The sequence below is a fragment of the Microbispora bryophytorum genome (assembly GCF_043197435.1).
Taxonomy (GTDB): domain Bacteria; phylum Actinomycetota; class Actinomycetes; order Streptosporangiales; family Streptosporangiaceae; genus Microbispora; species Microbispora bryophytorum.
This window is the reverse complement of sequence record NZ_JBICTF010000003.1, coordinates 201,269-226,020: the sequence shown is the minus strand read 5'-3', so window position 1 is coordinate 226,020 and position 24,752 is coordinate 201,269. Positions and strand designations below refer to the sequence as shown.

At 72.1% G+C, this 24,752-nt stretch carries 21 protein-coding genes; 16 read left to right on the top strand and 5 right to left on the bottom strand.

What is annotated here, in order from left to right:
- Positions 1-304 precede the first annotated feature (304 nt).
- Together aceE and ACGFIB_RS10410 are read left to right on the top strand one after the other, a co-directional pair.
- Positions 305-3,058 (top strand): pyruvate dehydrogenase (acetyl-transferring), homodimeric type, encoded by a 2,754-nt coding sequence (gene aceE, locus ACGFIB_RS10415; protein WP_357245993.1) that lies wholly within the window; start codon positions 305-307, stop codon positions 3,056-3,058.
- 161 nt (positions 3,059-3,219) lie between these two features.
- A complete protein-coding gene (locus tag ACGFIB_RS10410; RefSeq protein ID WP_393370382.1) occupies positions 3,220-5,097 on the top strand; it encodes a S1 family peptidase in 1,878 nt (625 codons plus the stop codon).
- Between the two features lie 315 nt (positions 5,098-5,412).
- Here ACGFIB_RS10410 and ACGFIB_RS10405 read toward each other — a convergent pair whose 3' ends face one another.
- From ACGFIB_RS10405 to ACGFIB_RS10390, 4 genes are all read right to left on the bottom strand, one after another.
- The gene (locus tag ACGFIB_RS10405; protein WP_357245987.1) at positions 5,413-5,844 is read right to left on the bottom strand and encodes a VOC family protein; all 432 of its coding nucleotides are present in this window, start codon (positions 5,842-5,844) and stop codon (positions 5,413-5,415) included.
- Between the two features lie 237 nt (positions 5,845-6,081).
- Positions 6,082-6,795 carry a helix-turn-helix transcriptional regulator gene (locus ACGFIB_RS10400; RefSeq protein ID WP_142572969.1) on the bottom strand — a complete coding sequence of 238 codons (714 nt, stop codon included), beginning with the start codon at positions 6,793-6,795 and terminating at the stop codon, positions 6,082-6,084.
- 240 nt (positions 6,796-7,035) lie between these two features.
- The gene (locus tag ACGFIB_RS10395) at positions 7,036-7,494 is read right to left on the bottom strand and encodes a helix-turn-helix transcriptional regulator (RefSeq protein ID WP_191051298.1); all 459 of its coding nucleotides are present in this window, start codon (positions 7,492-7,494) and stop codon (positions 7,036-7,038) included.
- Between the two features lie 69 nt (positions 7,495-7,563).
- A complete protein-coding gene (locus ACGFIB_RS10390) occupies positions 7,564-8,580 on the bottom strand; it encodes a PHP domain-containing protein (protein WP_393370377.1) in 1,017 nt (338 codons plus the stop codon).
- Positions 8,581-8,713: 133 nt separating this feature from the next.
- On the opposite strand from ACGFIB_RS10390, the gene ACGFIB_RS10385 reads away from it, so the two are divergent.
- The 10 genes from ACGFIB_RS10385 (at position 8,714) to ACGFIB_RS10340 (ending at position 19,073) form a co-directional block, all read left to right on the top strand.
- Positions 8,714-9,211 (top strand): hypothetical protein, encoded by a 498-nt coding sequence (locus ACGFIB_RS10385; protein ID WP_393370374.1) that lies wholly within the window; start codon positions 8,714-8,716, stop codon positions 9,209-9,211.
- Positions 9,212-9,224: 13 nt separating this feature from the next.
- Entirely contained in the window at positions 9,225-10,388 is a 1,164-nt protein-coding gene (locus ACGFIB_RS10380; protein WP_357245978.1) for a glutathionylspermidine synthase family protein, read from the top strand.
- 15 nt (positions 10,389-10,403) lie between these two features.
- Positions 10,404-10,847 carry a DUF350 domain-containing protein gene (locus ACGFIB_RS10375; protein WP_142572977.1) on the top strand — a complete coding sequence of 148 codons (444 nt, stop codon included), beginning with the start codon at positions 10,404-10,406 and terminating at the stop codon, positions 10,845-10,847.
- Between the two features lie 181 nt (positions 10,848-11,028).
- On the top strand, positions 11,029-12,687 hold the full coding sequence (locus ACGFIB_RS10370) for a DUF2079 domain-containing protein (RefSeq protein ID WP_393370370.1): 1,659 nt from the start codon (positions 11,029-11,031) through the stop codon (positions 12,685-12,687).
- A 157-nt stretch (positions 12,688-12,844) separates the two neighbouring features.
- Positions 12,845-14,014, top strand: coding sequence for a PucR family transcriptional regulator (locus tag ACGFIB_RS10365; RefSeq protein ID WP_393371452.1), 1,170 nt, complete (start codon positions 12,845-12,847; stop codon positions 14,012-14,014).
- Between the two features lie 117 nt (positions 14,015-14,131).
- On the top strand, positions 14,132-15,028 hold the full coding sequence (locus ACGFIB_RS10360) for an ACP S-malonyltransferase (protein WP_357245970.1): 897 nt from the start codon (positions 14,132-14,134) through the stop codon (positions 15,026-15,028).
- A complete protein-coding gene (locus ACGFIB_RS10355) occupies positions 15,025-15,981 on the top strand; it encodes a beta-ketoacyl-ACP synthase III (RefSeq protein ID WP_357245967.1) in 957 nt (318 codons plus the stop codon). The genes ACGFIB_RS10360 and ACGFIB_RS10355 overlap by 4 nt, the downstream gene beginning before the upstream one ends.
- 79 nt (positions 15,982-16,060) lie before the next feature.
- On the top strand, positions 16,061-16,300 hold the full coding sequence (locus ACGFIB_RS10350) for an acyl carrier protein (protein ID WP_142572985.1): 240 nt from the start codon (positions 16,061-16,063) through the stop codon (positions 16,298-16,300).
- A 104-nt stretch (positions 16,301-16,404) separates the two neighbouring features.
- Entirely contained in the window at positions 16,405-17,637 is a 1,233-nt protein-coding gene (gene fabF, locus ACGFIB_RS10345) for a beta-ketoacyl-ACP synthase II (RefSeq protein ID WP_191051292.1), read from the top strand.
- 14 nt (positions 17,638-17,651) lie between these two features.
- The gene (locus tag ACGFIB_RS10340) at positions 17,652-19,073 is read left to right on the top strand and encodes an acyl-CoA carboxylase subunit beta (RefSeq protein ID WP_142572988.1); all 1,422 of its coding nucleotides are present in this window, start codon (positions 17,652-17,654) and stop codon (positions 19,071-19,073) included.
- 63 nt (positions 19,074-19,136) lie between these two features.
- Here the strand turns inward: ACGFIB_RS10340 and ACGFIB_RS10335 are convergent, their stop codons facing one another.
- Positions 19,137-19,634, bottom strand: coding sequence for a DUF3145 domain-containing protein (locus ACGFIB_RS10335; protein WP_189105043.1), 498 nt, complete (start codon positions 19,632-19,634; stop codon positions 19,137-19,139).
- Between the two features lie 191 nt (positions 19,635-19,825).
- On the opposite strand from ACGFIB_RS10335, the gene ACGFIB_RS10330 reads away from it, so the two are divergent.
- The 4 genes from ACGFIB_RS10330 to ACGFIB_RS10315 are packed head-to-tail and all read left to right on the top strand — an operon-like array spanning position 19,826 to position 24,683.
- On the top strand, positions 19,826-20,845 hold the full coding sequence (locus ACGFIB_RS10330; protein WP_393370366.1) for a S8 family peptidase: 1,020 nt from the start codon (positions 19,826-19,828) through the stop codon (positions 20,843-20,845).
- Positions 20,846-20,890: 45 nt separating this feature from the next.
- Positions 20,891-21,415 (top strand): RNA polymerase sigma factor, encoded by a 525-nt coding sequence (locus tag ACGFIB_RS10325; protein ID WP_142572992.1) that lies wholly within the window; start codon positions 20,891-20,893, stop codon positions 21,413-21,415.
- The gene (locus tag ACGFIB_RS10320; protein WP_393370363.1) at positions 21,412-21,870 is read left to right on the top strand and encodes a hypothetical protein; all 459 of its coding nucleotides are present in this window, start codon (positions 21,412-21,414) and stop codon (positions 21,868-21,870) included. The genes ACGFIB_RS10325 and ACGFIB_RS10320 overlap by 4 nt, the downstream gene beginning before the upstream one ends.
- Entirely contained in the window at positions 21,867-24,683 is a 2,817-nt protein-coding gene (locus tag ACGFIB_RS10315) for a CHAT domain-containing protein (protein ID WP_393370360.1), read from the top strand. Before ACGFIB_RS10320 ends, ACGFIB_RS10315 begins: the two co-directional genes overlap by 4 nt.
- Positions 24,684-24,752 lie beyond the last annotated feature (69 nt).

The window sequence follows — 24,752 nt, the reverse complement described above, 5'->3', positions numbered from 1 at the left end:
GGCCGGGTACTGAGGGTTCTGACCAGGCCGGATGCGACGCCGGCGATCTTGCGGCCGCCCCGGCGGAAGATCAAGGATGGATGGTAGGCAAAAATCGTCCTACCATCGGTGGTCTAGGCCAAAGCCTGCCTCGCGGCCAGCGCGGACGGTTCGGTTACCGGGAAGTAGAGATGCACTTTCCGGTGGGACGAGACAGGATGGAAGAAGACCGCAACGCCGCGATGAAGCGCTGACCGCATCGCAACAGGCAACACACACGTGACAGATCCGACGAGACAAAGTCCATCTCGGAAGGCGAGACCCAGTGGCTTCCGGACGCCAGCGTTTTTCGATCATCAGTGACGGCCTACCCAGCCAGTTGCCTGATGTCGATCCGAGCGAGACCAACGAATGGCTCGAATCGCTCGACAACGTCATCAAGACCGAGGGCCGCGCCCGGGCCCGCTACCTGATGCTCCGACTGCTTGAGCGCGCCCGCGAACACCAGGTCGGCGTGCCCGGCCTGCGCAGCACGGACTACATCAACACCATCCCCCCGGAGCGCGAGCCCTGGTTCCCGGGGGACGAGTACGTCGAGCGCCGCATCCGGGCCTACATCCGCTGGAACGCGGCGGTGATGGTGACCCGTGCCAACGCGCGGACCAACGTCGGCGGCCACATCGCCACGTACGCGTCCGCGGCCTCGCTCTACGAGGTGGGCTTCAACCACTTCTTCCGCGGCAAGGACCACGGGGAGTCGGGCGACCAGATCTTCATCCAGGGCCACGCGGCCCCGGGCATCTACGCCCGTTCCTTCCTTGAGGGCCGTCTGGACGCGACCCAGCTCGACGCGTTCCGGCAGGAGCTGTCCCACGGGATCAAGGGCCTGCCCTCCTACCCGCACCCCCGGCTGATGCCGGACTTCTGGGAGTTCCCCACGGTCTCCATGGGCCTCGGCCCGATCGGTGCGATCTACCAGGCGCGGTTCAACCGCTACCTGCTCAGTCGCAAGATGAAGGACACCAGCCGCAGCCACGTCTGGTGCTTCCTCGGCGACGGTGAGATGGACGAGCCCGAGTCGCTCGGCGCGATCGGCGTCGCCGCCCGCGAGGAGCTCGACAACCTCACCTTCGTCATCAACTGCAACCTGCAGCGGCTCGACGGCCCGGTACGCGGCAACGGCAAGATCATCCAGGAGCTGGAGTCCTACTTCCGCGGCGCCGGCTGGAACGTGATCAAGGTCGTCTGGGGCCGCGACTGGGACCCGCTGCTCGCGGCCGACGTCGACGGCGTGCTGGTCAACCAGATGAACACGACGCCCGACGGTCAGTTCCAGACCTACTCGGTCGAGTCGGGCGCCTACATCCGGGAGAACTTCTTCGGCGGCGACCCGCGCCTGCGCAAGATGGTCGAGCACATGTCGGACGACGACATCCGGAAGCTGTCGCGCGGCGGCCACGACTACCGCAAGGTGTACGCCGCGTTCAAGGCGGCCCGCGAGCACGTCGGCCAGCCGACCGTCATCCTGGCCCAGACGATCAAGGGCTGGACGCTCGGCAAGGACTTCGAGGCGCGCAACGCCACGCACCAGATGAAGAAGATGAGCAAGGCCGAGCTCAAGGAGTTCCGCGACCGGCTCTACCTGCCCATCCCGGACAAGGACCTCGAGGCCGACCTCCCGCCGTACTACCACCCCGGCGAGGACAACGACGAGATCGCCTACATGAAGGAGCGCCGGGCGGCGCTCGGCGGCTACCTGCCCAAGCGGGTCATCCGCGCCAAGCCGCTCAAGCTCCCCGGCGACCCCGTCTACTCCGGCCTGCGCAAGGGCTCGGGCAAGCAGAACGTCGCCACCACCATGGCGTTCGTCCGCCTGCTCAAGGACCTCATGCGGGACAAGGAGATCGGCGCCAGGTTCGTGCCGATCATCCCGGACGAGGCCCGCACGTTCGGCGTGGACGCGATGTTCCCGACCGCGAAGATCTATTCGCCCCACGGGCAGACGTACGAGGCGGTCGACCGCGAGCTGCTGCTGTCGTACAAGGAGTCGACCGAGGGTCAGATCCTGCACGAGGGCATCAGCGAGGCCGGCTCGATGGGCTCGGTGCTCGCGGCCGGCACCTCGTACGCCACCCACGGCGAGCACATGATCCCGGTCTACATCTTCTACTCGATGTTCGGGTTCCAGCGGACCGCCGACCAGATGTGGCAGCTCGGCGACCAGATGGGCCGGGGCTTCCTGCTCGGCGCGACGGCCGGCCGCACCACGCTGAACGGCGAGGGCCTGCAGCACGAGGACGGCCACACCCCGCTGATCGCCTCGACCAACCCCGCCGCCGTCGCGTACGACCCGGCGTGGGCGTTCGAGATCGCGCACATCGTCAAGGACGGTCTGCGGAGGATGTACGGGGAGCACCCCGAGGACGTCTTCTACTACCTGACCGTCTACAACGAGCCCTACCCGCAGCCGGCCGAGCCGGAGAACGTGGACGTGGCGGGCATCCTCAAGGGCCTCTACCTCTACGCCCCGGCGGCGGGCGACGGGCTCAAGGCCAACATCCTGGTGTCCGGCGTCGCCGGCCCGTGGGCGCTGGAGGCGCAGCGGATGCTGGCGGAGGACTGGGGCGTGTCGGCCTCGGTCTGGTCGGCGACCTCCTGGAGCGAGCTGCGCAGGGACGCCCTGGCCGTGGAGGAGCACAACCTGCTCAATCCCGACGCCGAGCAGCGCGTGCCGTACGTGACGACCAAGCTGTCGGGTGTGCCGGGGCCGTTCGTGGGCGTCAGCGACTACATGCGCGCCGTCCCGGACCAGATCGCCCAGTGGGTGCCTGGCGACTGGACCTCCCTCGGCACCGACGGCTTCGGTCTGTCCGACACGCGTTCGGCGCTGCGCCGCCACTTCCACGTGGACGCGGCCTCGATCACGCTGGCGGTGCTGACCCAGCTCGTGCGGCGCGGCGAGGTCAAGGCCGAGACGCTGCAGGAGGCCGTCGCCCGCTACCACCTCAAGAACGGGGTGACCGAGGTGTCGGCTCAGCAGACCCCGGAGACCAACGACACCCAGTCGATGGGCGTCTGATCCGCGGATCGTCCGGCGGCCCCCGTCTCGGCGGGGGCCGCCGTCGTCTCCGGCGTCCGCACCGCCCCTGAGCGGCGCGGAAGCGGCCTTGCGGTGCACTACCGGCCGGTCCCAAGCCACCTCCAAGCAAGAGACAAGACCGTTCCATCACTCTTGCGGCCGTGGATGGAAATCTCAGGAAATACTTCGGCAGACTGACCGGGGGGATGGCCGCGATGGCGGCGTTCTCCCTGCTCGTCGTGGCCGCTCCCGCTTCGGCGGACGCCGGGGACGAGGTCCCCGTCGGCACCCGGCTGGCCGCTCGCACCCACCCGGCCGTGCAGCTCACCAGCATCACCTACTCCGGCGAGGTCGTCGTCCCGAGCAGCCGGGCCAAGGAGGCCGCGTGGGACCAGCTGACCAACGACGCCACCCGGGCCGTGCTCGCCGGCAAGATCCCCTCTGACGAGCGGAGCATCGCCAAGTTCCTCTTCCAGCGCGTGGCGGCCGACGTCGACCGGTATCTCCAGCCCGTCGGCCCGGAGCGCACGGTCAAGGCGCAGGTCGGCGGCATGTGCACGGGCTGGTGGGTGACCCCCGACGGCTACATGGTCACCGGCGCGCACTGCGTCGAGATGAGCAACGAGGAGCTGTCGCAGACCTTCGCGCAGCAGGCGCTGGAGAAGTTCAACAAGCAGGACGCGAAGGACATGATCAACGCCCTGCGGAACTTCGAGGCCGACAAGGAGATGATCGAGCTCGTCCAGCAGATCTACGTCACCTTCAACAGCACCCACCTGGAGATCCGCGGCCTGCGCAAGAGCCTGTCGGTCCTGCAGAGCCTGCCCGGCGGCGGCGTCGACAAGACGGCCAAGGAGGTCCCGGCCGAGCTGGTGTCGGTCGGCGAGAGCTACCCGGGCAAGGACTTCGCGCTGCTCAAGGTCAACGGCCGGGAGAACCTGCCGACCGTGCCGCTCGGCGACGACGCCGACGTGCAGACCGGCGACACGCTCTACATCAGCGGATTCCCCGGCCTGGTGACCAACACACCGTGGTTCAGCCTCGAGTCGAAGCTCGACCCCGCGCTGACCGAGGGTCCGTACAACGCCAAGCGCACCACGCAGGAAGGCGTGCCGTACATCCAGACGCAGGCGCCCTCCTACCATGGCAACTCCGGGGGTCCCGTCTTCAGCCGTGCGGGCAAGGTCGTCGGCATGCTGATCGCCGGCACCGTGAGCGAGAACGGCGAGGCGTCGGAGAACGAGAGCTTCGTGCTCCCGGTCTCGATCATCAAGGAGAAGCTCAACGAGAAGAACGTCAAGCCCGCCGCGTCGCTGACGACGACGAAGTACAACGAGGCGCTCGACGACTTCTTCCAGCGACACTACAAGGACGCGCTGCCGAAGTTCCGCGAGGTGCAGGCGCTGTTCCCGAGCCACCCGTACGTCGCGAAGTACATCACCGACTCGCAGCAGGCGATCTCGTCCGGCAAGGACGAGACCCCGCAGCCGGTGTGGCTGTGGGTCGCCATCGGCGCCGGTGGCCTGATCGTGGTCGGCGGCGGCGTCCTGCTGCTGCTCCTCATGCGCAGGCGCAGGAAGACCTCCTCCTCTCCGCAGGGCCAGTCGCCCTCGCCCGCGTACGGCGGGCCGTATCCCGGCGTGAACGGCGGCGGCTACCCGGCGCAGATGGGCGGCGGCTACGACCGGCAGCCGGTGAACGGCCAGGTGCTCCACGAGCTGCGCGGGCTGCCGCAGGGCTGGCGGCCGCAGAGCCTGCCAACGGCCAATGGCAACCAGCCCGGGCGGGCGGGCGGAGGCTACGAGGCTGCGCGCTCGCACGACCACGATCCCCAGCGGCCGGGCGGGGGCTACGACCCCCGGCGGCCCGACGGCGCGACGCAGTACGTGCGACCCGCTCCCTCGCCCTACGGGCAGCAGCGGTCGCAGGCGACCGCGGGCCAGGGCCCGGCCGACTCCGGGGCGCCGGACGTCGCCGACCTGGAGCGGGAGATCGCCGAGCTGCGCCGCCAGTTGCAGCACCGGCAGCCGGAGGCGTGACGAGGCCCCGCCACGACGCCCGTGGTATCGGTCCGCGTGTCTCCACCAGACAGACGAAGCAACCGCGCACGAAACACCGCCACCGGCCTTCCTCGCAGGCACCGCCTCCGCAGGCGTGGCGAAGAGCCGCCGCCGGCCGCCCGTGTCGGCACCTCGAACGGGCGGCCGGCGGACCCCACCCGACCGGCGGGGGCGGGGAACGGCCGTCCGAACGCCCTGACGGCCCGGAGGGGAAGGGACCGGAGGAAAGGCGCCGCAGGGGAAGCACGGGAGATCCCGGCGGGCGTCCGGACGGCCTGGGTACGCTCCGTCCGGTCAGGCGCCGGCCGGAGCGAAGATGCCGAAGAGGTTGCCGGACGGGTCGTGGAGGTAGGCGAAGTCGGGGCCGCCCGCGTTGCCCACCACCTGGCTCAGCACCTTGCCGCCCAGGGCCTCCACCTGTCGGCAGGTCTCGGCCACATCCCGCACCAGCACAGTGAAGACGGCGTGGCCGGGCATGTCGCCACGGGTGCCGAACACTCCGCCGCGCGGCCCCTCGTCACCGTCGTAGCTGATGAGCCGGTAGTCCATGCCCACGGCGGCCGAGCCCGCGTCGGTCCGGAACCGCCAGCCGAACAGGTCGCCGTAGAAGCGCTGGACCCCCTCGGGATCGTCGCTCGCGATCTCGAACCAGGCGACCGTGTTGACGGCGCGAGCAGCGGGAGCAGCCGGGGCTTCCGGGGTGGCCGGGGTGGCGGGAGTGGTCATCGTCGGTCTCTTTCTCTCTTGCCTTCTGTGTCGGTGCTCGCCCTTCTGGGCGACGGCACCGGCTCCTGGGTGACGGCGCTGGTTCCTGGGCGACAGCACGGGCAGACGGCGTGACGAGCGGGGAAGGCGCTCGGCGGACCATGGCCGGTCCGTCCTGTGAGTAGAGCCTCCCGCCCCTAGGCGACACCCTCCTGTCGGCGTTTCCAGAAATTCGCGAACATCTTTTCGAATCGACGATCAGTCGAGCACCGGCGTCCGCGCGATCATGTCCGGCACTCCGGCGTCGAACGCCTCAAGGGGCCGGCCGGGCACCGGATCCTCGGTGAGGACGGCCTCGGCGATCCGGTCGAGCCGGAAGACGCGGACGGCGTCGCGCATCCGGCACCAGGCCACCAGATACCACCACCCGCTCCGCCCGCCGACGAACGCCCCGGGCTCCACCTCCCTTGTCGTCAGCACACCCTGGGCGTCGCTGTAGTGGATGCGCAGGACGACCCCCTTGAGCAGTGACTCCTCGATGACCCGGCCGATCGAGCCGGTGTATCGGGACTCCGGCTTGTCGTCGGTGAGGATCTGCACGCGGGCGGCCAGTTGCCGGGCCCGCTCCCCCTCCGGGCCGGGCATGGCGGCGACGAGCTTGCGCAGCGCGCTGCGCGCCTCGTCGGCGAAGGGCTGCTGTTCTGTGCGGCTGAGGGCGATCGCCACCGCCACGGCCTCGGCGGGGGTGAAGTTGAGCGGGGGCAGGGACATGCTCTTGTCCAGCGCGTACCCTCCCCTGCGCCCGACCTCCGCGTAGATCGGCACGCCGGCCTGCTGCAGCGCGGAGATGTCCCGCTCGATGGTCCGCGAGCTCACTTCGAAGCGGAGGGCGAGCTGACGCGCGGACCGGCAACGCGGGGAGATCGCCCGCAGGTCCTCGACGATCGCATAGAGCCGGTCGGTACGGTTCACGCCGCAGAGGGTAGGCCACCCCACCGACATTTCTCGCTGACGCGTTCGACTCCTACGCATCGAAGCACGTCAGAGCACGCCGGAACACGCTGGAGCGCGTCGAAGCACGCCGGAGCACACCGGAACGGGAAAGCGACGCCCGGCCACCCGGCTCGCGGGTGCGCGGGTGCCACGACTACGACTACGACTTCGACTGCGCCGCGCCGGCTCACGCCGCCCACAGCTCTGCGGGGCGGCGGCTCAGCCGCCGACGGCCTCGGCGAGCTCGGCCAGGCGGTCACGCCCCGGCTCGGGGAAACGCTCGTCCAGGACCTCGGCCCAGGAGATCCGGTCGAGCCGGAAGACGCGCACGTCGTCGCGTAACCGGCACCAGGCCACCAGGTACCAGTGCCCGCCCCGGCCACCCAGGCAGACGCTGGGCTCGACGTCCCTGACGGTGGGCACGCCCTTGCTGTTCACGTATTCCAGGCGCAGCACGTGCCGCCCGCGCAGCGCCGTGTCGATGGCGCGCTTCACGGACTCGGGGCCCGCGAGCGCGTACCCGCCCTGGTCGAGCCGGATCGGGACACCGGCCTCCCGGAGCCGCGCGACGTCGCGCACGACGGTGCTCCTGCTGACCCCGAGGCGCGAGGCGAGCTCGCGGGCCGGCAGGCATCCGGCGGACTGCAGCTCCCTCACCAGCGCGTCGCGGCGTTTCATGATTCGACGCTACGTCGATCAGTCCGGCGAAACCCGCCTAACACACCTCACTCGGACGCCACAGCACTATCACCCCAAGTCCGCGCCAGTCCCCCAGGGACGGGTGTTGCGGATGCGCTTGGGCGGTATCCCGCACAGGGCCGCGCGTTCGCACCCGAACCGCTGCCAGTCGAGCTGGCCGGGCGCGTGCGCGTCGGAGTCGATGGCGAAATCGCAGCCCATCTCGTACGCCAGCCGCATCAGGCGCTTGGGCGGGTCGAGCCGGTCGGGCCTTGAGTTGATCTCCACCGCGACCCCGAACCTCCGGCACGCCTCGAAGACGATCTCGGCGTCGAACCGGGACTCCGGCCGCCCTCGTCCGCGCACGACCCGGCCGGTGCAGTGCCCGAGGACGTCCACGTGCGGGTCGGCCACCGCCGCGACCATCCGCCGGGTCATGTCGGCGGCCTCCATCCGCAGCTGCGAGTGGACGCTCGCCACCACGACGTCGAGCCGTTCGAGCAGCTCCGGCTCCTGGTCGAGCGAGCCGTCGGCGGTGATGTCCACTTCGATGCCGGTCAGGATCCGGAACGGCGGGCCGCCGTCCCCCGCGTACCGCTCATTGAGCTCGGCGACCACGTCGAGCTGGCGCCGCAGCCGGTCGGCGGACAGCCCGTGTGCGACGGTCAGCCGGGGCGAGTGGTCGGTCAGCGCCAGGTACTCGTGACCGAGCGCGCGGGCGGCCTCGGCCATCTCCTCGATGGACGACCCGCCGTCCGACCAGTCGGAGTGGCTGTGGAGGTCGCCGCGCAGCGCCGACCGCAGCGCCTGGGCGGCCTCGTCGAGGTCGACGTCCTTGGTGTCCTCAAGCCGCCGCAGGTAGGTCGGCACCGCGCCGTCCAGCGCCTCGGTGACGGCCAGGGCCGTGACCTTGCCGATGCCCCGCATGTCGGTCAGGCCACCGGTGCGCGCGAGCCGTACGAGCTCCTCCCGGGGCAGGTCCTCGATCGCGGCGGCGGCGCCGCGGAACGCACGGACGCGGTAGGTCGGCTCGCCGGCCCGCTCCAGCAGGAAGGCGATGCGCTTCAGCGCCTCGACGGGATCCACGTCCCGGACGCTACCCGGCGCACGGCATCTCAGCCGGGCACCGCATAACAGACCGATCAGGAACCCCGTGCGTGCCTGTCCCGTTCGTTCAGCGAGACGATAATGTGTGCCGATCTCTACAGCAGGAGCTCGATTGGCAGAGCCCGGGGAGAGCCCCCCACCGAAGACGACGCCCCCGGACGGCTCCTCCATGCCCACCGGGCCCACCCGGCCCACCCGTCCCATGGCCATGGGCACGCCGCGACCGGAGACGCCGCCGCCGTCGAGCGGCGTCAAGTCCTCCACGGTGATCAAACTCGGCACCCTGGGCGTGCTGTCCGTCCTCGTCGTCGGCTTCTGCGCGGCGCAGGACGACTACGAGGAGATCGGCGCCGACTGCGTGGACACCTCGACGCTCAACCCGGACGGGTCGTACGTGGTCGTCGACGACGACCACTGCGACGACGACGGCGGCAGCAGCCACTACTACGGCTCGCACGGCGCCTACCGCTGGTACTACGGCGGCACCCGCAACGGCGGCCGGGTCTACCGCGGGACGACGGTCCGGCCGGCCGACACCCAGATCACGACCCGGTCGGGGCGGGTCGTGCAGCGGGGTGGCTTCGGCTTCCACTCCGGCGGCGGCGGCTGAGCGGGACCGGCACGTGCGCAGGCTGACTTCGGCGCCCAGGGAGGACTGGGCCGCCCTCATCGAGTCGCAGGGGCTCGCGTTCCACCGCTCCGCACACCCCGAGGGCCTCACCCGGCCCTACTGGGACGAGAGCGTCCACTACGTCTTCACCATGGACGAGATCCTCGCCCTGGAGGAGCAGGTCGAGGAGTTGCACGGGATGTGCCTGGCCGCGGCCGACCACATCGTGGCCTCCGGCCGGTTCGCCGACCTCGGCATCCCGCCGCACTGCCGTGCGGCCGTCGCGGAGTCGTGGCGGCGGCGCGACCCGCACGTCTTCGGCCGGTTCGACCTGCGTTACGACGGCACGGGACCGGCCAAGCTGCTGGAGTACAACGCCGACACGCCGACCAGCCTGGTCGAGAGCTCCGTCGTGCAGTGGTTCTGGCTGAAGGACGTGTATCCCGGAGACGACCAGTGGAACTCGATCCACGAGCGCCTCGTCGGCCGCTGGAAGTCCCTGCCGCTCCAGACGGGCCCGGCCCACTTCGCGTGGACCAGCGCCGACGAGACCGGCGAGGAGGCGATGACCATCGGCTACCTCCAGGAGACCGCGGAGCAGGCCGGGCTGGTCACGGCGGCGATCGCCATGGAGGACATCGGCTGGGACGCGCTGAACCGCCGGTTCGTCGACATGGAGCACCGGGTCGTCCGCACGTTGTGCAAGCTGTATCCCTGGGAGTGGATCGTCGCGGAGCCGTTCGCGCCGCACGCGCTCGCGCAGCAGATCTCGATGACGTGGATCGAGCCGCTGTGGAAGATGCTGCTGTCCAACAAGGCTCTGCTGGCGATCCTGTGGGAGCTGTTCCCGGGCCACCCGAACCTGCTGCCCGCCTACCTCGACGGTCCCCGTGAGCTGGCCGGCGGCCCCGGCTACGTACGCAAGCCGCTACTCGGCCGCGAGGGCGCCTCGATGCGGATCGCCGCGCCGGGCGTCGAGGTGGAGACCGAGGGCGACTACGGCAGGGAGGGCTTCGTCTACCAGGAGTTTCTGCCCTTACCGGACTTCGACGGCTGGCGTCCGGTGCTCGGGGCGTGGGTGGTCGACGAGGAGCCGGCCGGGCTCGGCATCCGGGAGACCTCCGGCCTCGTCACCGACGACACGTCCAGTTTCGTCCCCCACCGCATCCACGGCTGAAAGCGAAGGCCCCCCGTGAACACCACAACTTCCATCGCCGACGTGCTCGCGCACGGCGCCCTGGCGATCCTCGCGTACGCCATCCTGGGCGTGCTGCTGCTCGTCGCCGGGTTCTACGTCATCGACCTGGCGACGCCCGGGCGGCTCAGCAAGGTCATCCGTACCGACCGCAATCCCAACGCCACGGTGCTGGCCGCCTCCAGCGTCGCGGGCGTCGGGCTCGTCGTGGCGGCCTCCATCTGGTCGTCCGGCGGCGCGCTGCGCGAGGGACTGCTCGCGACGCTCGTGTTCGGCCTGGTGGGCATCGCCGTGCAGACGCTCGGCATGGTGGCCTTCGACAAGGTCGCCGGCATCTCGGTGCGCGAGCTGGTCCGGGAGACCACGCTGCAGCCCGCCGCCGTCCTCCTCGGCGTGACGCACTTCTTCATCGGCCTCATCACGGCCGTCGCCGTCATCTGACCCGTACGGACGCCGTCCCGCCCGTATGGACGCCGTCCCTCGCCGGTCGAAGACGTGCCGGTGAAAGATTCATCGGCACCCGGGAGGAGGCCCAGGTGGGAGCGTCACATGTCCCATCGAGGCATTTCCGGAGATACGCCTGTATAGACCGTTCCCGCCCAAAGGGCCTACTCTCCTCCTCGTGATCACGGGGACCGCGACGTCCGGGCGACCGGCGGAGGAGCCACCCCGGGAAGGCAGCGACCCCGACGACACCCTGGAGGCAGCCGCCGTGGACGGAACGGCCGTCGCCGAGCCCGGAGACACCGCAGACGCCCAGGCAGGCGCCCAGGCAGCCGGCGAGGCGGAGTCCGGAGCCCCAGGCGGTGCCACGGCCGCCGTCGAACCGGAGGAACGGCCGGGCGGCGAGGCGGCCCCGCGCCCCGCCGCACGGTTCCTCAGGTCCCACCGGCACCTGATCGCGGTGTCCGTACTCTGCGCGTTGTCGTCGGCCCTGAACTGCAGCCTCTCGCTGCTCAGGTTCGCCCACTTCCAGGTGGCCACCTACGACCTGGTCATCTTCGACCAGGCGGTGCGCGGATACTCACACTTCTCGGCGCCCACCGTGCCGCTGCGCGGGGTCACGGGCGGCCTCGGCATGGACTACATCCAGCTCGCCGACCACTTCTCGCCGATCCTGGCCGTGCTGGCGCCCCTCTACTGGCTGCACGACGGGCCCGTGACGCTGCTCGTGGCGCAGGCCGTGCTGTTCGCCCTGGCCATCCCGTTCGTGTGGATGTTCACCCGGCGCGTGCTGGGCACCCCGCACGCCTACCTCGTCTCCATGGCGTACGCCATCTCCTGGCCGATCGCGCAGGCGACGGCGGTGGAGTTCCATGAGGTGGCCTTCGTGCCGCTGCTGAGCGCGATCGCCGTCGAACGGCTGCACGCCGGAAGGCGGCTGCCCGGCCTGCTCGCGGTGCTCGGCCTGCTGCTCACCAAGGAGGACCTGGGCCTCATGGTGGCCGGCATCGGGATCTGGCTGTTCTTCACGGGGCAGCGCAGACTCGGCGCCGGGCTGGCGTTCACCGGGGTGGCCGTGTTCGAGGTGGTGCGCAAGTTCCTGATCCCCCTGGCGGGCGGCAACCCGGCGTACTACACGCGCTACTCCAAGCTCGGCGAGGATCTGCCGCAGATGCTGTGGAGCGCCGTCACGCGGCCGCACGAGTTCGTGGGCATGCTCTTCGACGACCACTCGAAGTGGGACACCTGGGGTCTGCTGCTGTGGCCTGCGCTGTTCGTGTGCCTGCTGTCCCCGCTGGTCCTGGCGGCGCTGCCGCTGATCCTGGAGCGGCTGCTGGCCGACTCGGACAACTGGTGGTCGACCGGCTGGCACTACGACGCGTTCGTGGTGTTGATCCTGCTGATGGCCGGGGTCGACGGCGCGGCCCGGCTCATCCGGTGGCTGGAGCGGCGCGGGGTGCCGCGCCCCGGGCACGGCCTGCGGCTGGCCTACGCCGCCGCGGTCTTCGCGGTCGCGGTCACCACGGTGCCCTACCGGCCGTTCGACAACCTGATGAGCCCGGACTTCTACCACTCCGACCCGCGTACGGAGGCCAGGGAGCAGGCCATGAGCCTGGTCCCCGACGGCGTGGTGGTGGAGGCGAGCGACGACTTCGGCGCGCGGCTTTCCGGCCGGACGACCGTGCTGTGGTGGGACTACCAGAAGCGCGGCACTCCCTGGATCGTGGCCTCGGTCAACAACGATCTGCGCGGCGTGGTGGACAGCTACCTGACCGAGGGCTACGAGCTGCGCCTCGACCGGGACGACATCGTCGTCCTTCACCGCATCGGCGCCTGAGGCCGCGGGCCGCCCTTCCGACCTGCGGTGACGGCGTCCACACCCCCGTACGGCACGATCACCGCGATGACCTGGCACGCTAGAGGGCGTGAGCGATCGGGGCGGGTGGAACGGCGGACAGGTGCGTACGGACGAGCACAGGGACGACTTCGTCCGGATGGCCGGAGACGATATGCCGATGAGCAACAAGATCAGGGAGGACACGGCCCGGCGGCTCGACCGCGCCATGGGCAGCCTCGGGACGGCCGCGATGGCCCGGATGGAGGAGCGGCTGGCCTGGTATCGCGCGCTGTCGGCGGAGGACAGGTCGTGGGTCGGCCTGGTCGCGCAGGCCGGCATCGCGGCGTTCGTCGAGTGGTTCGGCCACGCGGGCGAGGGGCGGCCGACGCCGAGCATCGAGTTCTTCGGCACCGCGCCGCGCGAGCTCAAGCGCAGTGTGTCGCTCCAGCAGACGGTCGACCTCGTCCGCATCGTCGTCGAGGTCGTCGAGGCCCAGGTCGAGGAGCTGGCCGCGCCCGGCGGCGCGGAGCCGCTGCGGCACGCGATGCTGCGCTACACGCGCGACGTCGCCTTCGCCGCCGCCCAGGTGTACGCCAGGGAGGCCGAGGCGCGCGGCTCGTGGGACGCGCGGCTTGAGGCGCTGATCGTGGACGCGCTGGTGCGCGGCCAGGTGGACGACGGGCTGCACTCGTGGGCCGCCGCGCTCGGCTGGACCTCCACGCCCGTCGTCGTCTTCGCCGGGTACGCCCCGGGCGAGGAGCCGCAGAGCGTCATCGACGGGCTGCGCGACAAGGGGCGGCGCCTCGGCCACGAGCTGCTCGCCGGGGTGCAGGGCGACCGGCTCATCGTCATCGTGGGCGGCGCGGACGGCGTCAAGGACGCGGCGCGCGGCGTGGTGGCGCGCTTCGGCGCGGGGCCCGTCGTGATCGGGCCGGAGGTGCCCGACCTGCACGCGGCGGCCAGGTCGGCCCGCGCCGCCATCGCCGGCCTGCGCGCCGCCGCCGGCTGGCCCGACGCCCCGCGCCCGGTCCTCGCCGAGGACCTGCTCGCCGAACGCGCGCTGGACGGCGACGAGGACGCCAGGGCCCAGCTGGTGGAGAACGTCTACAAGCCGCTCGCGGGGACCCCGCTGCTCGACACGCTCGCGACGTACCTGGAGCAGGGGACCTCCCTTGAGGCGACGGCCCGGCTGCTGTTCGTCCATCCCAACACCGTGCGATACCGTCTACGTAAGATCACGGAACTGACCGGGTACCAGCCCACGGAGGGGCGGTCCGCATTCACCCTCCAAGTGGGTCTCATACTCGGGCGCCTGTCCGTAACCTGAGCCGGGTGCCTTAATCGGTTCGACACCGAAACTGTAGGGACCCCACAACGCGGCGGCCACAAAGTTCGTTCGGATCTCCATCGGTGTGGTGAACCTCTACAGGGCAGGGTTAAGTACGTGCTCGTCATCGTCGCTCCGGGCCAAGGCGCCCAAACCCCAGGATTTTTCAGTCCGTGGCTCGAGATACCCGAGTTCCGCGAGCGGATCTCCGCATGGTCGGAGATCGTGGAGCTCGATCTCGTGGCATACGGGACGACCGTCGGCGCCGACGAGATCCGCGACACCGCCGTGGCCCAGCCCCTGCTTGTGGCGGCCGCCCTGGCGTCGTTCGAGACGCTCGGTGTCCGGCCCGACATGGTGGCGGGGCACAGCGTGGGCGAGTTCGCCGCCGCCGCGATGGCCGGGGTGCTGACCCCCGAGCAGGCCCTCGCCCTGGTGCGCGAGCGCGGCCGGGCGATGGCCAAGGCCGCCGCCGTCACCGAGACCGGCATGAGCGCGGTGCTCGGCGGCGCGGAGGAGGACGTCCTCGCCGCGATCTCCAAGCACGGGCTGACCCCCGCCAACATGAACGGCGCGGGCCAGATCGTCGCGGGCGGCACGCGGGCGCAACTGGAGGCCTTCGCGGCCGAGCCGCCGGACAAGGCGCGGGTGCGCCCCCTGGCGGTCGCCGGAGCCTTCCACACCGTCCACATGGCCCCCGCCGTCGACCATCTGCGCGCCGAGGCCTCGGCCCTCAGCCCCGCGGACCCGTCGGTCACGCTGCTGTCCAACTCCGACGGCGCGGCCGTCGACGCCGGAGGCGAGTTCCTCGACCGCCTGGTCGATCAGGTCGCCAACCCGGTCCGGTGGGACGCCTGCATGGCGACGATGGCCGATCACGGCGTCACCGTCATGATCGAGCTGCTGCCCGGCGGCACGCTGACGGGCCTGGCCCGCCGGGCCCTGCCCGGAGTGAAGACCGTGGCGCTCAAGACCCCTGCCGACCTCGACACCGCCCGGGAGGTGCTGAAGTGAGGCTCGGCCAAGGCGCCCCCGCGGCGAGGATTCTCGCGTTCGGCGGCTACCAGCCCGCCCAGGTCGTGACCAACCACGACCTGGCCGCCCGGCTCGACACCAACGACGAGTGGATCCAGAGCCGCGTCGGCATCAAGGAACGCCGCGTGGCGGGCCCGCAGGAGTCGGAGATCGACCTCGCGGTGCAGGCGGGCGGCAAGGCCCTGGCGGCCAGCGGCCTGTCCAGCGACGACATCGACCTGGTGATCGTGGCGACCTGCACGATCGAGACCCCGATTCCCAACGCCGCCGGCCGCGTCGCCCACCGGCTCGGCATCACCGCCCCCGGCGCCTTCGACCTCAACGCCGCGTGCGCCGGATTCTGCTACGCGCTGGCCGCCGCCTCCGACGCGGTGCGGTCGGGCTCGGCGACCAACGTGCTGGTCGTCGGCACCGAGAAGCTCAGCCAGTGGGTCGACAGCGAAGACCGGTCGACGGTGGTGATCTTCGCCGACGGCGCGGGCGCCGCGGTCGTGGGCCCCTCCGACCGGCCGGGCATCGGCCCGGTGGCCTGGGGCAGCGCCGGCGACAAGGCCGAGGCGATCATGGTCAAGGACCGCCGGTCCTTCCTCCACCAGGAAGGCCAGACGGTGTTCCGCTGGGCCACCACCGCGCTTCACCCGGTGGCCAAGCTCGCCTGCGAGCGTGCGGGCGTGGACCCCGCCGACCTGGCCGCCTTCGTCCCCCACCAGGCGAACCTGCGCATCGTCGAGGCCATCGCGCGCAAGCTGGGCGCCGACAACGCCGTCGTCGCCAGGGATATCGTGCTCGCCGGCAACACCTCCGCCGCGTCGATCCCGCTCGCGCTCTCGCGCATGATCGAGCGCGGCGAGGTCCAGTCGGGCGGCCTGGCCCTGCTGCTGGGCTTCGGCGCCGGGCTCACCTACGCCTCCCAGGTGATCGAGATCCCCTGAGGAACTTGTACGGCCTGCCGTACAGAGCTGGGGCAACCCAGGAAACCGGAAGACAGTAAATCCAAGGAGTAGTCGCGACATGGCACTGACCGAGCAGGAGATCCTCGCGGGCCTCGGCAAGATCATCAACGAGATCACCGGCATTTCGGCCGACGAGGTCACCCCGGAGAAGAGCTTCGTGGACGACCTGGACATCGACTCGCTCTCCATGGTCGAGATCGCCGTCGCGGCCCAGGACGAGTTCGGCGTCGAGATCCCCGACGACCAGCTCAAGCACCTGAAGACCGTCAAGGACGTCGTCACCTTCATCCAGGCCTGACCTGCCGTACGACGGTCGCGCGGACGTGCCCGCCTCGCTCCGGCGAGGCGACAGGGCGCGTCCGGCCCCCTTTCACGCCCTGATAGCAAGAGGAGTGCAGACAAGTGAGTAAGGACCGGGTACGTGTCGTAGTCACCGGGCTCGGCGCGACGACGCCCCTCGGTGGAGACGTCGCATCGACCTGGTCGGCGCTCCTCGAGGGGCGGTCGGGCATCCGCCCGCTCACCGAGGACTGGGTCGACTCCGTGCCGGTGAAGTTCGCCGGCTTGGCGGCCGTCGATCCGGCCGAGGTCCTGCCGCGGCCCGAGGCCCGCAGGCTCGACCGCAGTGAGCAGTTCGCGCTGATCGCCGCTCGCCAGGCATGGCAGGACGCGGGCGCCCCCGAGGTTCCCGCCGAGCGGCTCGGCGTCTGCGTGTCCAGCGGCATCGGCGGAATCGGCACCACGCTGTCGGCCTACGACACCTTCAAGGAGAAGGGCTGGCAGCGGCTGTCGCCGTTCACCGTCCCGATGCTCATGCCGAACGGCCCGGCGGCATGGGTGGGCCTGGAGCTCGGCGCGATGGCCGGGGTCCACGCCACCGTCTCCGCCTGCGCGTCCGGCGCCGAAGCCATCGGCTACGCCATGGAGATGATCCGCAGCGGCCGGGCCGACGTCGTGGTCGCCGGTGGCACCGAGGCGGCGATCCACCCGCTGAACATCGCGGCCTTCGCCGCGGCGCGGGCCATGTCCACGAGGAACGACGAGCCCGAGCGGGCCTCCCGCCCCTGGGACCGGGGCCGTGACGGCTTCGTCCTCGGCGAGGGCGCCGGCCTGCTCGTGCTGGAGTCGTACGAGCACGCGGTGGCCCGCGGCGCCCGGATCTACGCCCAGGTGGCGGGCCTGGGCATGTCCGCGGACTCCCACCACATCACCCAGCCGGAGCCCGAGGGCCGCGGCGTCATGATGGCGATGACCCAGGCCATGACCGACGCGGACCTGACCGGCCGGGACATCCTCCATGTCAACGCGCACGCGACCTCCACGCCCGCGGGCGACGTCATCGAGGCCCGGGCCATCCAGAAGTCGATCGGATCGCACCCCCTCGTCACGTCGACCAAGTCGATGACCGGGCACCTGCTCGGCGGCGCCGGCGGCATCGAGTCGGTGTTCACGATCAAGGCGCTGGCCGAGCGCGTCGTTCCGCCCACCATCAACCTGGACGACCTCGACGAGGGCGTCGAGCTGGACATCGTGCGTGCCAAGCCGCGCGACCTCCCCGGGGGGCAGATCGCGGCGGTGAACAACTCCTTCGGGTTCGGCGGACACAACGTCGCCGTGGCCTTCACGACGGTCTGACTAGGGAGTCTCGAATGACAGTGCTGGACAGCAGGACGGTGGCCGACGCCGCCGGAGCAGCCGCCGTCGACCATCGTGACCCCCTGGTGCGCCTCGGCCACCTGCTGGACGAGGGCTCGATCCGGCCGATCACCCCCGAGGACAAGAGCGGCGTGCGTGCGGTGGCCGGGCGCGTCGAAGGTGTGCCGGTCGTGGCGTTCTGCAGCGATGCCCGGGTCCAGGGCGGCGCGATGGGCGCGGAGGGCTGTGAGCACATCGTCCACGCCTACGACGTGGCCGTGCGCGAGCGGGTGCCGATCATCGGCCTCTGGCACTCCGGCGGCGCCCGGCTCGCCGAGGGCGCGGAGTCCCTGCACGCGGTCGGCCGGGTGTTCGCCGCCATGACCAAGGCGTCGGGCGTGGTCCCCCAGATCTCCGTCGTGGTCGGCCCGGTGGCCGGTGGCGGCGCCTACGGCCCCGCCCTGACCGACATCGTGATCCTCGCCGACAACGGCCGCATCTTCGTCACCGGACCGGACGTCGTGCGCAGCGTGACCGGCGAGGAGACCGACATGGCCTCGCTCGGCGGGCCGGAGCCGCACAGCAAGCGCAGCGGCGTCGTCCACGTCGTCACCAAGGACGAGCCCGAGGCGATGCTGCGGGCCCGTCAGCTCGCCTGCCTGCTCGGCCACCAGGGCCGCGTGCGCGGCGATGTCGACGAGGTCGACTTCGGCACCCTGCTCCCCGACAACCCCCGCCGCGCCTACGACGTGCACCCGCTGGTCAAGGGGCTGCTCGACGAGCCCGGCGTGGAGCTGCACCCCAAGTGGGCGCCGAACATCGTCACCACCCTGGGCCGGCTCGGCGGCCGCACGGTCGGCGTCATCGCCAACAACCCCATGCGGCTCGGCGGCTGCCTCGACTCCACCTCCGCGGAGAAGGCCGCCCGGTTCGTCCGGATGTGTGATGCCTTCGGGGTGCCGCTGGTGGTGCTCGTGGACGTGCCGGGCTACCTCCCCGGAGTCGGCCAGGAGCACGACGGGATCGTACGGCGCGGCGCGAAGCTGCTGCACGCGTTCGCCGAGGCGTCCGTGCCCCGCATCACACTGATCACCCGCAAGGCGTACGGCGGCGCCTACATCGCGATGAACTCCCGCTCGCTCGGCGCGACCCGCGTGTTCGCCTGGCCTGGGATCCAGGTGGCGGTCATGGGCGCGGTCGCCGCGGTGCGCATCCTCAAGCGGCGTGAGCTCGCCGCCGCCCCGGAGGAGGAGCGCTCCGCGCTCGAGGCCCGACTGGCCGAGGAGCACGAGAAGACGGCGGGCGGCCTGCAGCGCGCCCTCGACCTCGGCGTGATCGACGAGGTGATCGAGCCGGCCAAGACGCGTGGCGCGATCGCCCGGGTGCTCTCCCAGGCCACCCCGGCCCGGGGCGCCCACGGCAACATCCCGCTCTGACGACGCGTGAAAGGCGCCGGTCCCCACTCAGGGGACCGGCGCCTTCGCGTATAGAGGCGGGCGTCAGACGGCCGCGTGCAGCCAGCGGACAGGCGCGCCCTCGCCCGCGTACCGGAACGACTCCAGCTCCTCGTCCCACTGCTTGCCGAGCAGCCGGTCGAGCTCGTCCTCAAGGACGACCCGGCCCTGGGCGGCCATCAGCATCACGTTGCGTAGCCGGTCCTCGGGGATCAGGATGTCCCCGTTCGCGCCGACGACCGCCGTGAAGGCGCCCAGCGTCGGCGTGTAGGCGTGCCGGGAGCCGTCCACACCCGGCGAGGCGTCTTCGGTTATCTCGAACCGGATGCGCTGCCAGCCCATGAGTGAGGACGTGATCGCCGCGGCCGTGCCGGGACGCCCCTCCCACTCCGCCTGGGCCCGCAAGGTCCCGGGCGCGGCGGGCTGGGCGGTCCACGTCAAGTCGACGGGAACGCCAATAACGCCTGCGACGGCCCACTCGATGTGCGGGCACAGCGCAGGCTGAGCCGAGTGGACGTACAGGACGCCACGAGCAGCAGCCACCGGACCTCCCAATTCGCATGAGGTGCGCCTTCCCCAACGGCCTCATACTTGGAATGATCACGGTTAGATGACTGTAGGAGAGACTACCGTCCGTCGCAGCCTGGCACCAGAGGGGGGTCATACCGATTGCGCTTGGCGACCAACTGAATCGGGAAGGACGCGTTCCGTAACCATCACGGAAAGGCCCCCCGATGCACAGCCGGCTCGTCGAACCCCTTCCGGGACGGCCCGTTCTCATCCGGCCGGACGAACTCCTGACCTCCTCCCCCGCCGCCGTCGCCCGGTGGACCCTGGCCTCCGAGCCCCTTACGGGCGCCGGCCGCGTCCATCGCGTACGGCTGCCGCCGGGCACCGACGTGATCGACCTGACGGCCACGCTCCGCGACCGGGGGCACGCCGCCTCCCCCAACCACGTCCTTTCCGGCCAGCCGCTGTTCTTCGGCGGGCCCGGCGGGCCGCCCCTGCCCGCGGCGCCGCCGCCGTACGAGCCGGGTGAGCCGGGCGAGGTCACCGTGGCGGTCCTCGACACCGGCCTGGCGCCGCACCCCTGGCTGGCGCGGTGGTACAGCGACGACATCGCCGAGACGCCCGACGCGGACGGCGACGGCGCGCGCGACCCGCAGGCGGGGCACGGCACGTTCGTGGCCGGGCTGATCCTGCGGCACGCCCCCGGCGTACGGCTGCGCGCCCTCCGCCTTCTCGACAGCGACGGCGTCAGCGACGAGGCGGCGCTGCTGCGCGCGCTCCCCGCGCTGCGCGGCGGCCGGGCCGACGTGCTGAACCTCTCCTTCGGCGGGCACACCTTCGACGACGCGCCGCCCCTCGGGCTGACCGAGGCGCTCGCGGGCTTCCCCGCCGTCGTCGCGTGCGCGGGCAACACCGCGTCGTCGCGTCCCTTCTGGCCCGCGGCCCTGCCCGGCGTGGTCGCGGTCGGCGCGCTCGACGGCGACGCCAGGGCCGGCTTCTCCGCGTACGGGCCCTGGGTGGACGTCTGGGCCCCGGGCGTCGGCCTGGTCAGCAGCTTCCTCGATTACGGCGACTTCCACGGCTACGCCACCTGGAGCGGCACCTCGTTCGCCGCCGCCGTCGTCACCGGCGCGCTCGCCCGCCTGTGCCGGGAGGCTTCGCCGGGCCGGGCCGTACGGCGCCTGCTCGACGGCGGCCGGCAGGTGGCGGATATCGGGGTGGTCGTGACGAGCGGAGATCGATAGGGTTCCAGTCACCAAAGGCTTCCCTCCGATCGCGCAGAGTGACATATGCCGACAGACAACTCCCTCGCCATCATCGACCAGGCCGCCTGGGAGGACCTGGTCGCCCGATTCGACGGCAGGATGTGGGCGGTCGCCCGCGCGTTCGGGCTGAGCGCCGCCGACGCGGCCGACGCCGTGCAGGGCGCATGGCTCCGGCTCGTGGAGAACGCGGGCGCGATCCGCGACCCCGAACGGATCGGCGCGTGGCTCGTCACCACGACCCGCCACGAGGCGGCCCGGCTCAGCCGCAGGGCACGCGGTGAGGTGGTCTCCGACCTGGACGTGCCGGACACGGCGCTGCCCGACCCCACGGCCGCGGTTGTGGACGCCGAATTCGGCAGGCAGGTGTGGCGCAGGCTCGACCTGCTCGGTGAGCCGTGCCGGTCGCTCATCCGCCTCTACGTGCTCCACCCCGAGGCGCGGTACGCCCAGATAGCCGTCCGTCTCAATCTGCCGGTGGGCAGCATCGGTCCCACCCGGGCCCGCTGCATGGCCCGCCTGCGCACCCTGGTGGAGGAGGAGACCTCGTGAGGGAGGAATACCTGCTGGCGGCCCTGCGGATGGGAGCGGGCGCCGATCCGGTGCCGGAAGGCGTGTCGGCCTCCGCCCGGGCGGTCTTCGGCCTGCGGGTGCCCGGAGGAGTGCCCGCCGGGCCGGTCGACGTCTCCGTGCCGCCGGGAGCCCGCTCCTCCTCCGAGGCCGGGGCGGCGCCGGCCGGCCTCCGGCGCTTCAGCGCGGACGGCCTGGTCATCGATGTCGAGACGACCGTCGCCGACGGGCACCTGGAGGTGGCCGGTCAGGTGTCCCCCGCCCCCGGGCAGGACGCCAGGATCGAGGTGCGGACCCCGCACATCGCCAAGGTCCGCGTGCCCTCCGGCAGCGGCCACTTCGCGGTGGCCGGTCTGCCGCCCGGATGGGTCAGCGTCGTCTGCCACCGGCCCGGCCACCCTCCCGTCTTCACCCGCTGGATCCACGCGCATCCATGACTTCTTCCGAGGACCCGCTGGACGTGGACCTGCTCGACAGGGCCGAGGCCGCCGTGCGGCTGTCCGCGACCGACCCTCGGCTGGCCCTCGCGGAGGCGAGAGCCGTACTGGACCTGGCCGCGGGCGCGTATGGCGAGGCGGCGTCGGTGGCGCTGCGCGCGACGGCGCTGGCGGCTCGCGAACTGGGCGACCTCGAACTGGCCGGAGAGCGGCTCGAGGAGGCGATAGCGGCGGCGGGCCATGGGCTCCCGCGCCGGGTGGCGCAGGCCAGGATGTCGCTCGTCACGGTCAGGGCCCAACTCGGCGACCCCGAGGGCGGGCTGCTCCTCGCCGACCTCGCCGAGCGGGATCTCACGGGAGCGGACCTCGCGAGGCTCGGCGTGCAACGGTCGGTCGCCCTGATCCTGCTGGGGCGGCACGAGGAGGCCGTTCGGCACTGCGACCGGGCGATCGGCCTGCTGGACAACGATCCCCTCTTCCGGGCGGGCGGGCTGCTGAACCGCGGCCTTGCCCACACCTACCTTGAGCAGTACGGCGAGGGCGAGGCCGACCTGGCCGAGTGCGCCCGGGTCGCGAGGGCGACTGGCCTGGACCACATCGCGATGCTGGCGGAGGGCAACCTGCCGTTCGTGGCCGCCCGGCGCGGCGACATCGCCGCCGCCTTCGCGCGATACCGCGCGGCCGAGGCCGCGCTGTTCGGCTACCCCGAACGGCTCGCCGTGATGCGTACGGACTTCGCCGAGGTGCTGGTGGCCGCGCGGCTGCCCGGTGAGGCGCGCACGCTGCTCGAACAGGCCGTGCCCGAATTGGTCGCGGCCGGGGCGCAGGCGGCGCTCCCCGGCGCGCGGCTGCTGCTGGCCCAGGCCGCGCTCCTCGCCGGGGACGCCCCGCTGGCCGAGACGACGGCGCGCACGGCGCTCGCGGAGCTGGACGCGCAGGGCAGGGCGGCCTGGCTGCCGCTGGCCAGGGAGGTCGTCCTACGCGCCCGGCTCGCGGAGACCCCCACCCCGCCGGCCGCGCACGCACGGGACGCGACGGCGCAGACCCAGGCCGGCGGCACACGAGACGGGATGGCGCAGACCCAGGCCGACGGCACACGGGATGCGACGCCGCAGGCCCAAGGCGGCGACAGGCCGAGCGCGGCGGGGGCCGAGCGCCTGGTCACCGACCTGGTCGCCTGCGCCGACGACCTCGCGGCGTGCGGCTGGCCCGGGGCCTCGGCGGCGCTGCGGCTCACCGCCGCGGCGGCGGCCGTGCGGCTGGGCGCGATCACGCCCGCCCTCCCGCAACTCGATCGCGTCGCCGCCACCGCCACCCGCCCGCTCGTGCGGTGGCACGCGGTGGCGATGCGGCACCGGTTGGACGGGGACCTCGATCGGGCCCTGGCAGCCGCGGCACGGGGCATCGACGCCGTGCACGCGCCGGGCGGCGGCACCCAGAGTGACGGCGCCCAGAGTGACGACGCCCACGGTGACGACGCCCAGAGTGACGGCGCCGGTCCGCGCGACCAGGACCCGGCTCGGAACGCGGCTCGGGACCCGGCTCGGGACCCGGCTCGGGACCCGGCTCGGGACCCGGCTCGGGACCCGGCTCGGGACGCGGAACTGCGGGTGCACGCGGCGCGGCCCGCCGAGGATCTCGCCGCGTTCGGCCTGGAGATCGCCCTCGACCGGGCCCGGCGGACGGGCGACGCGCGGACGGTGCTCGTGTGGGCCGAGCGATGGCGGGCGGTCGTGCGCGGCGCCGCGGCTCCCACGTCAGCGCTTCACGGTGTGCCGCCCGCCGGATCCGGGCTCCTCGTGGAGCTCGTACGGCGCGGCGACGACCTGTTCGCCGTCACCGCCGGTTCGAAGGGATGCGCGCTGCGGGCCCTCGGCTCCTACCAGGCGGCGGTGGAGGCGACCGTGCGGATCCGGTACGGCCTGCGCCGCCGCGCTCTGCAAGACGCCCTGCGCGATGCCCCGCGCGGCGCCCGGCACGACGCCCTGCGCGACGCCCGGCACGACGCGGGCGATCTTCCCGGGGCGGCGGACGAGGGGATCGCCCGTGAGATGTCCGCGCTCGACCATGCCCTCCTGTCCGGTCCCGGCACCCTCACGTCCGCGGGGGGCCGGCCCGGCGGGCCGGTGACGATCGTGCCCACCGGAGCGTTGTGCACGCTGCCCTGGCCGCTGCTTCCCTCGCTGCGCGGCCGGCCCGTGTCGGTGGCGGCCGACGCCACCGTGTGGCTCGCCCCGCGCCCGCGCCCGGCCGGCGTCCCTCTGGTGCTGTCACTCGCGGGGCCGGGGCTGGACCACGCCGCGGCCGAGGCCGACATGGTGGCCGCCGCGCACGCGCGGTCGCAGCGCGTCGCGGCCACCAGGGCGGAGGCTCTCGCCGCGCTGGAGCGGGCCGACGTGCTCCACATCGCGGCCCACGGGATGTTCAGCCCGCGCGGGCCCATGCTGTCGCAGATCACGCTCGACGACGGGCCGCTCATGGCCTACGACCTGCTGGCCGCGCGGCGGATCCCCCGTCTCGTGGTGCTGTCGGCCTGCGACGCCGGGATGGCCCACGCCCCGGTGGACGGCGCGGCGCTGGGCCTCGCCGGGGCCTTCCTCGACGACGCCGCCCGCAACGGGGACGCCGCGTGCGTGGTGGCCGGCGTGGTGCCGGTGCGCGACGACGAGGCGCTGACGCTCATGACGGTTTTCCATACGCTGCTCGCCGAGGGGCGCTCCCCCGCCGAGGCGCTGGCCCACGCGTCGGAGAAGACGGCCGTGCCGGGCTTCGTCTGCTTCGGCGCCGGCGACGAGCCCCTCGTCGCCGTTTGACGCGCCGCGCCCTCACCGACGACGCTGCCTGCCGCGCTCCGCATCCCGCTGCCGCGCTCCCCAGCCCGC

Excerpts from the sequence above, each read along its gene's own strand:
- ACGFIB_RS10405 (WP_357245987.1), bottom strand. The coding sequence starts at position 5,844 with ATGACCACTCCCGCCACCCCGGCCACCCCGGAAGCCCCGGCTGCTCCC.
- ACGFIB_RS10395 (WP_191051298.1), bottom strand. The coding sequence starts at position 7,494 with ATGAAACGCCGCGACGCGCTGGTGAGGGAGCTGCAGTCCGCCGGATGC.
- ACGFIB_RS10365 (WP_393371452.1), top strand. The coding sequence starts at position 12,845 with ATGGCCGGAGACGATATGCCGATGAGCAACAAGATCAGGGAGGACACG.
- ACGFIB_RS10350 (WP_142572985.1), top strand. The coding sequence starts at position 16,061 with ATGGCACTGACCGAGCAGGAGATCCTCGCGGGCCTCGGCAAGATCATC.
- ACGFIB_RS10340 (WP_142572988.1), top strand. The coding sequence starts at position 17,652 with ATGACAGTGCTGGACAGCAGGACGGTGGCCGACGCCGCCGGAGCAGCC.
- ACGFIB_RS10330 (WP_393370366.1), top strand. The coding sequence starts at position 19,826 with ATGCACAGCCGGCTCGTCGAACCCCTTCCGGGACGGCCCGTTCTCATC.
- ACGFIB_RS10325 (WP_142572992.1), top strand. The coding sequence starts at position 20,891 with ATGCCGACAGACAACTCCCTCGCCATCATCGACCAGGCCGCCTGGGAG.
- ACGFIB_RS10315 (WP_393370360.1), top strand. The coding sequence starts at position 21,867 with ATGACTTCTTCCGAGGACCCGCTGGACGTGGACCTGCTCGACAGGGCC.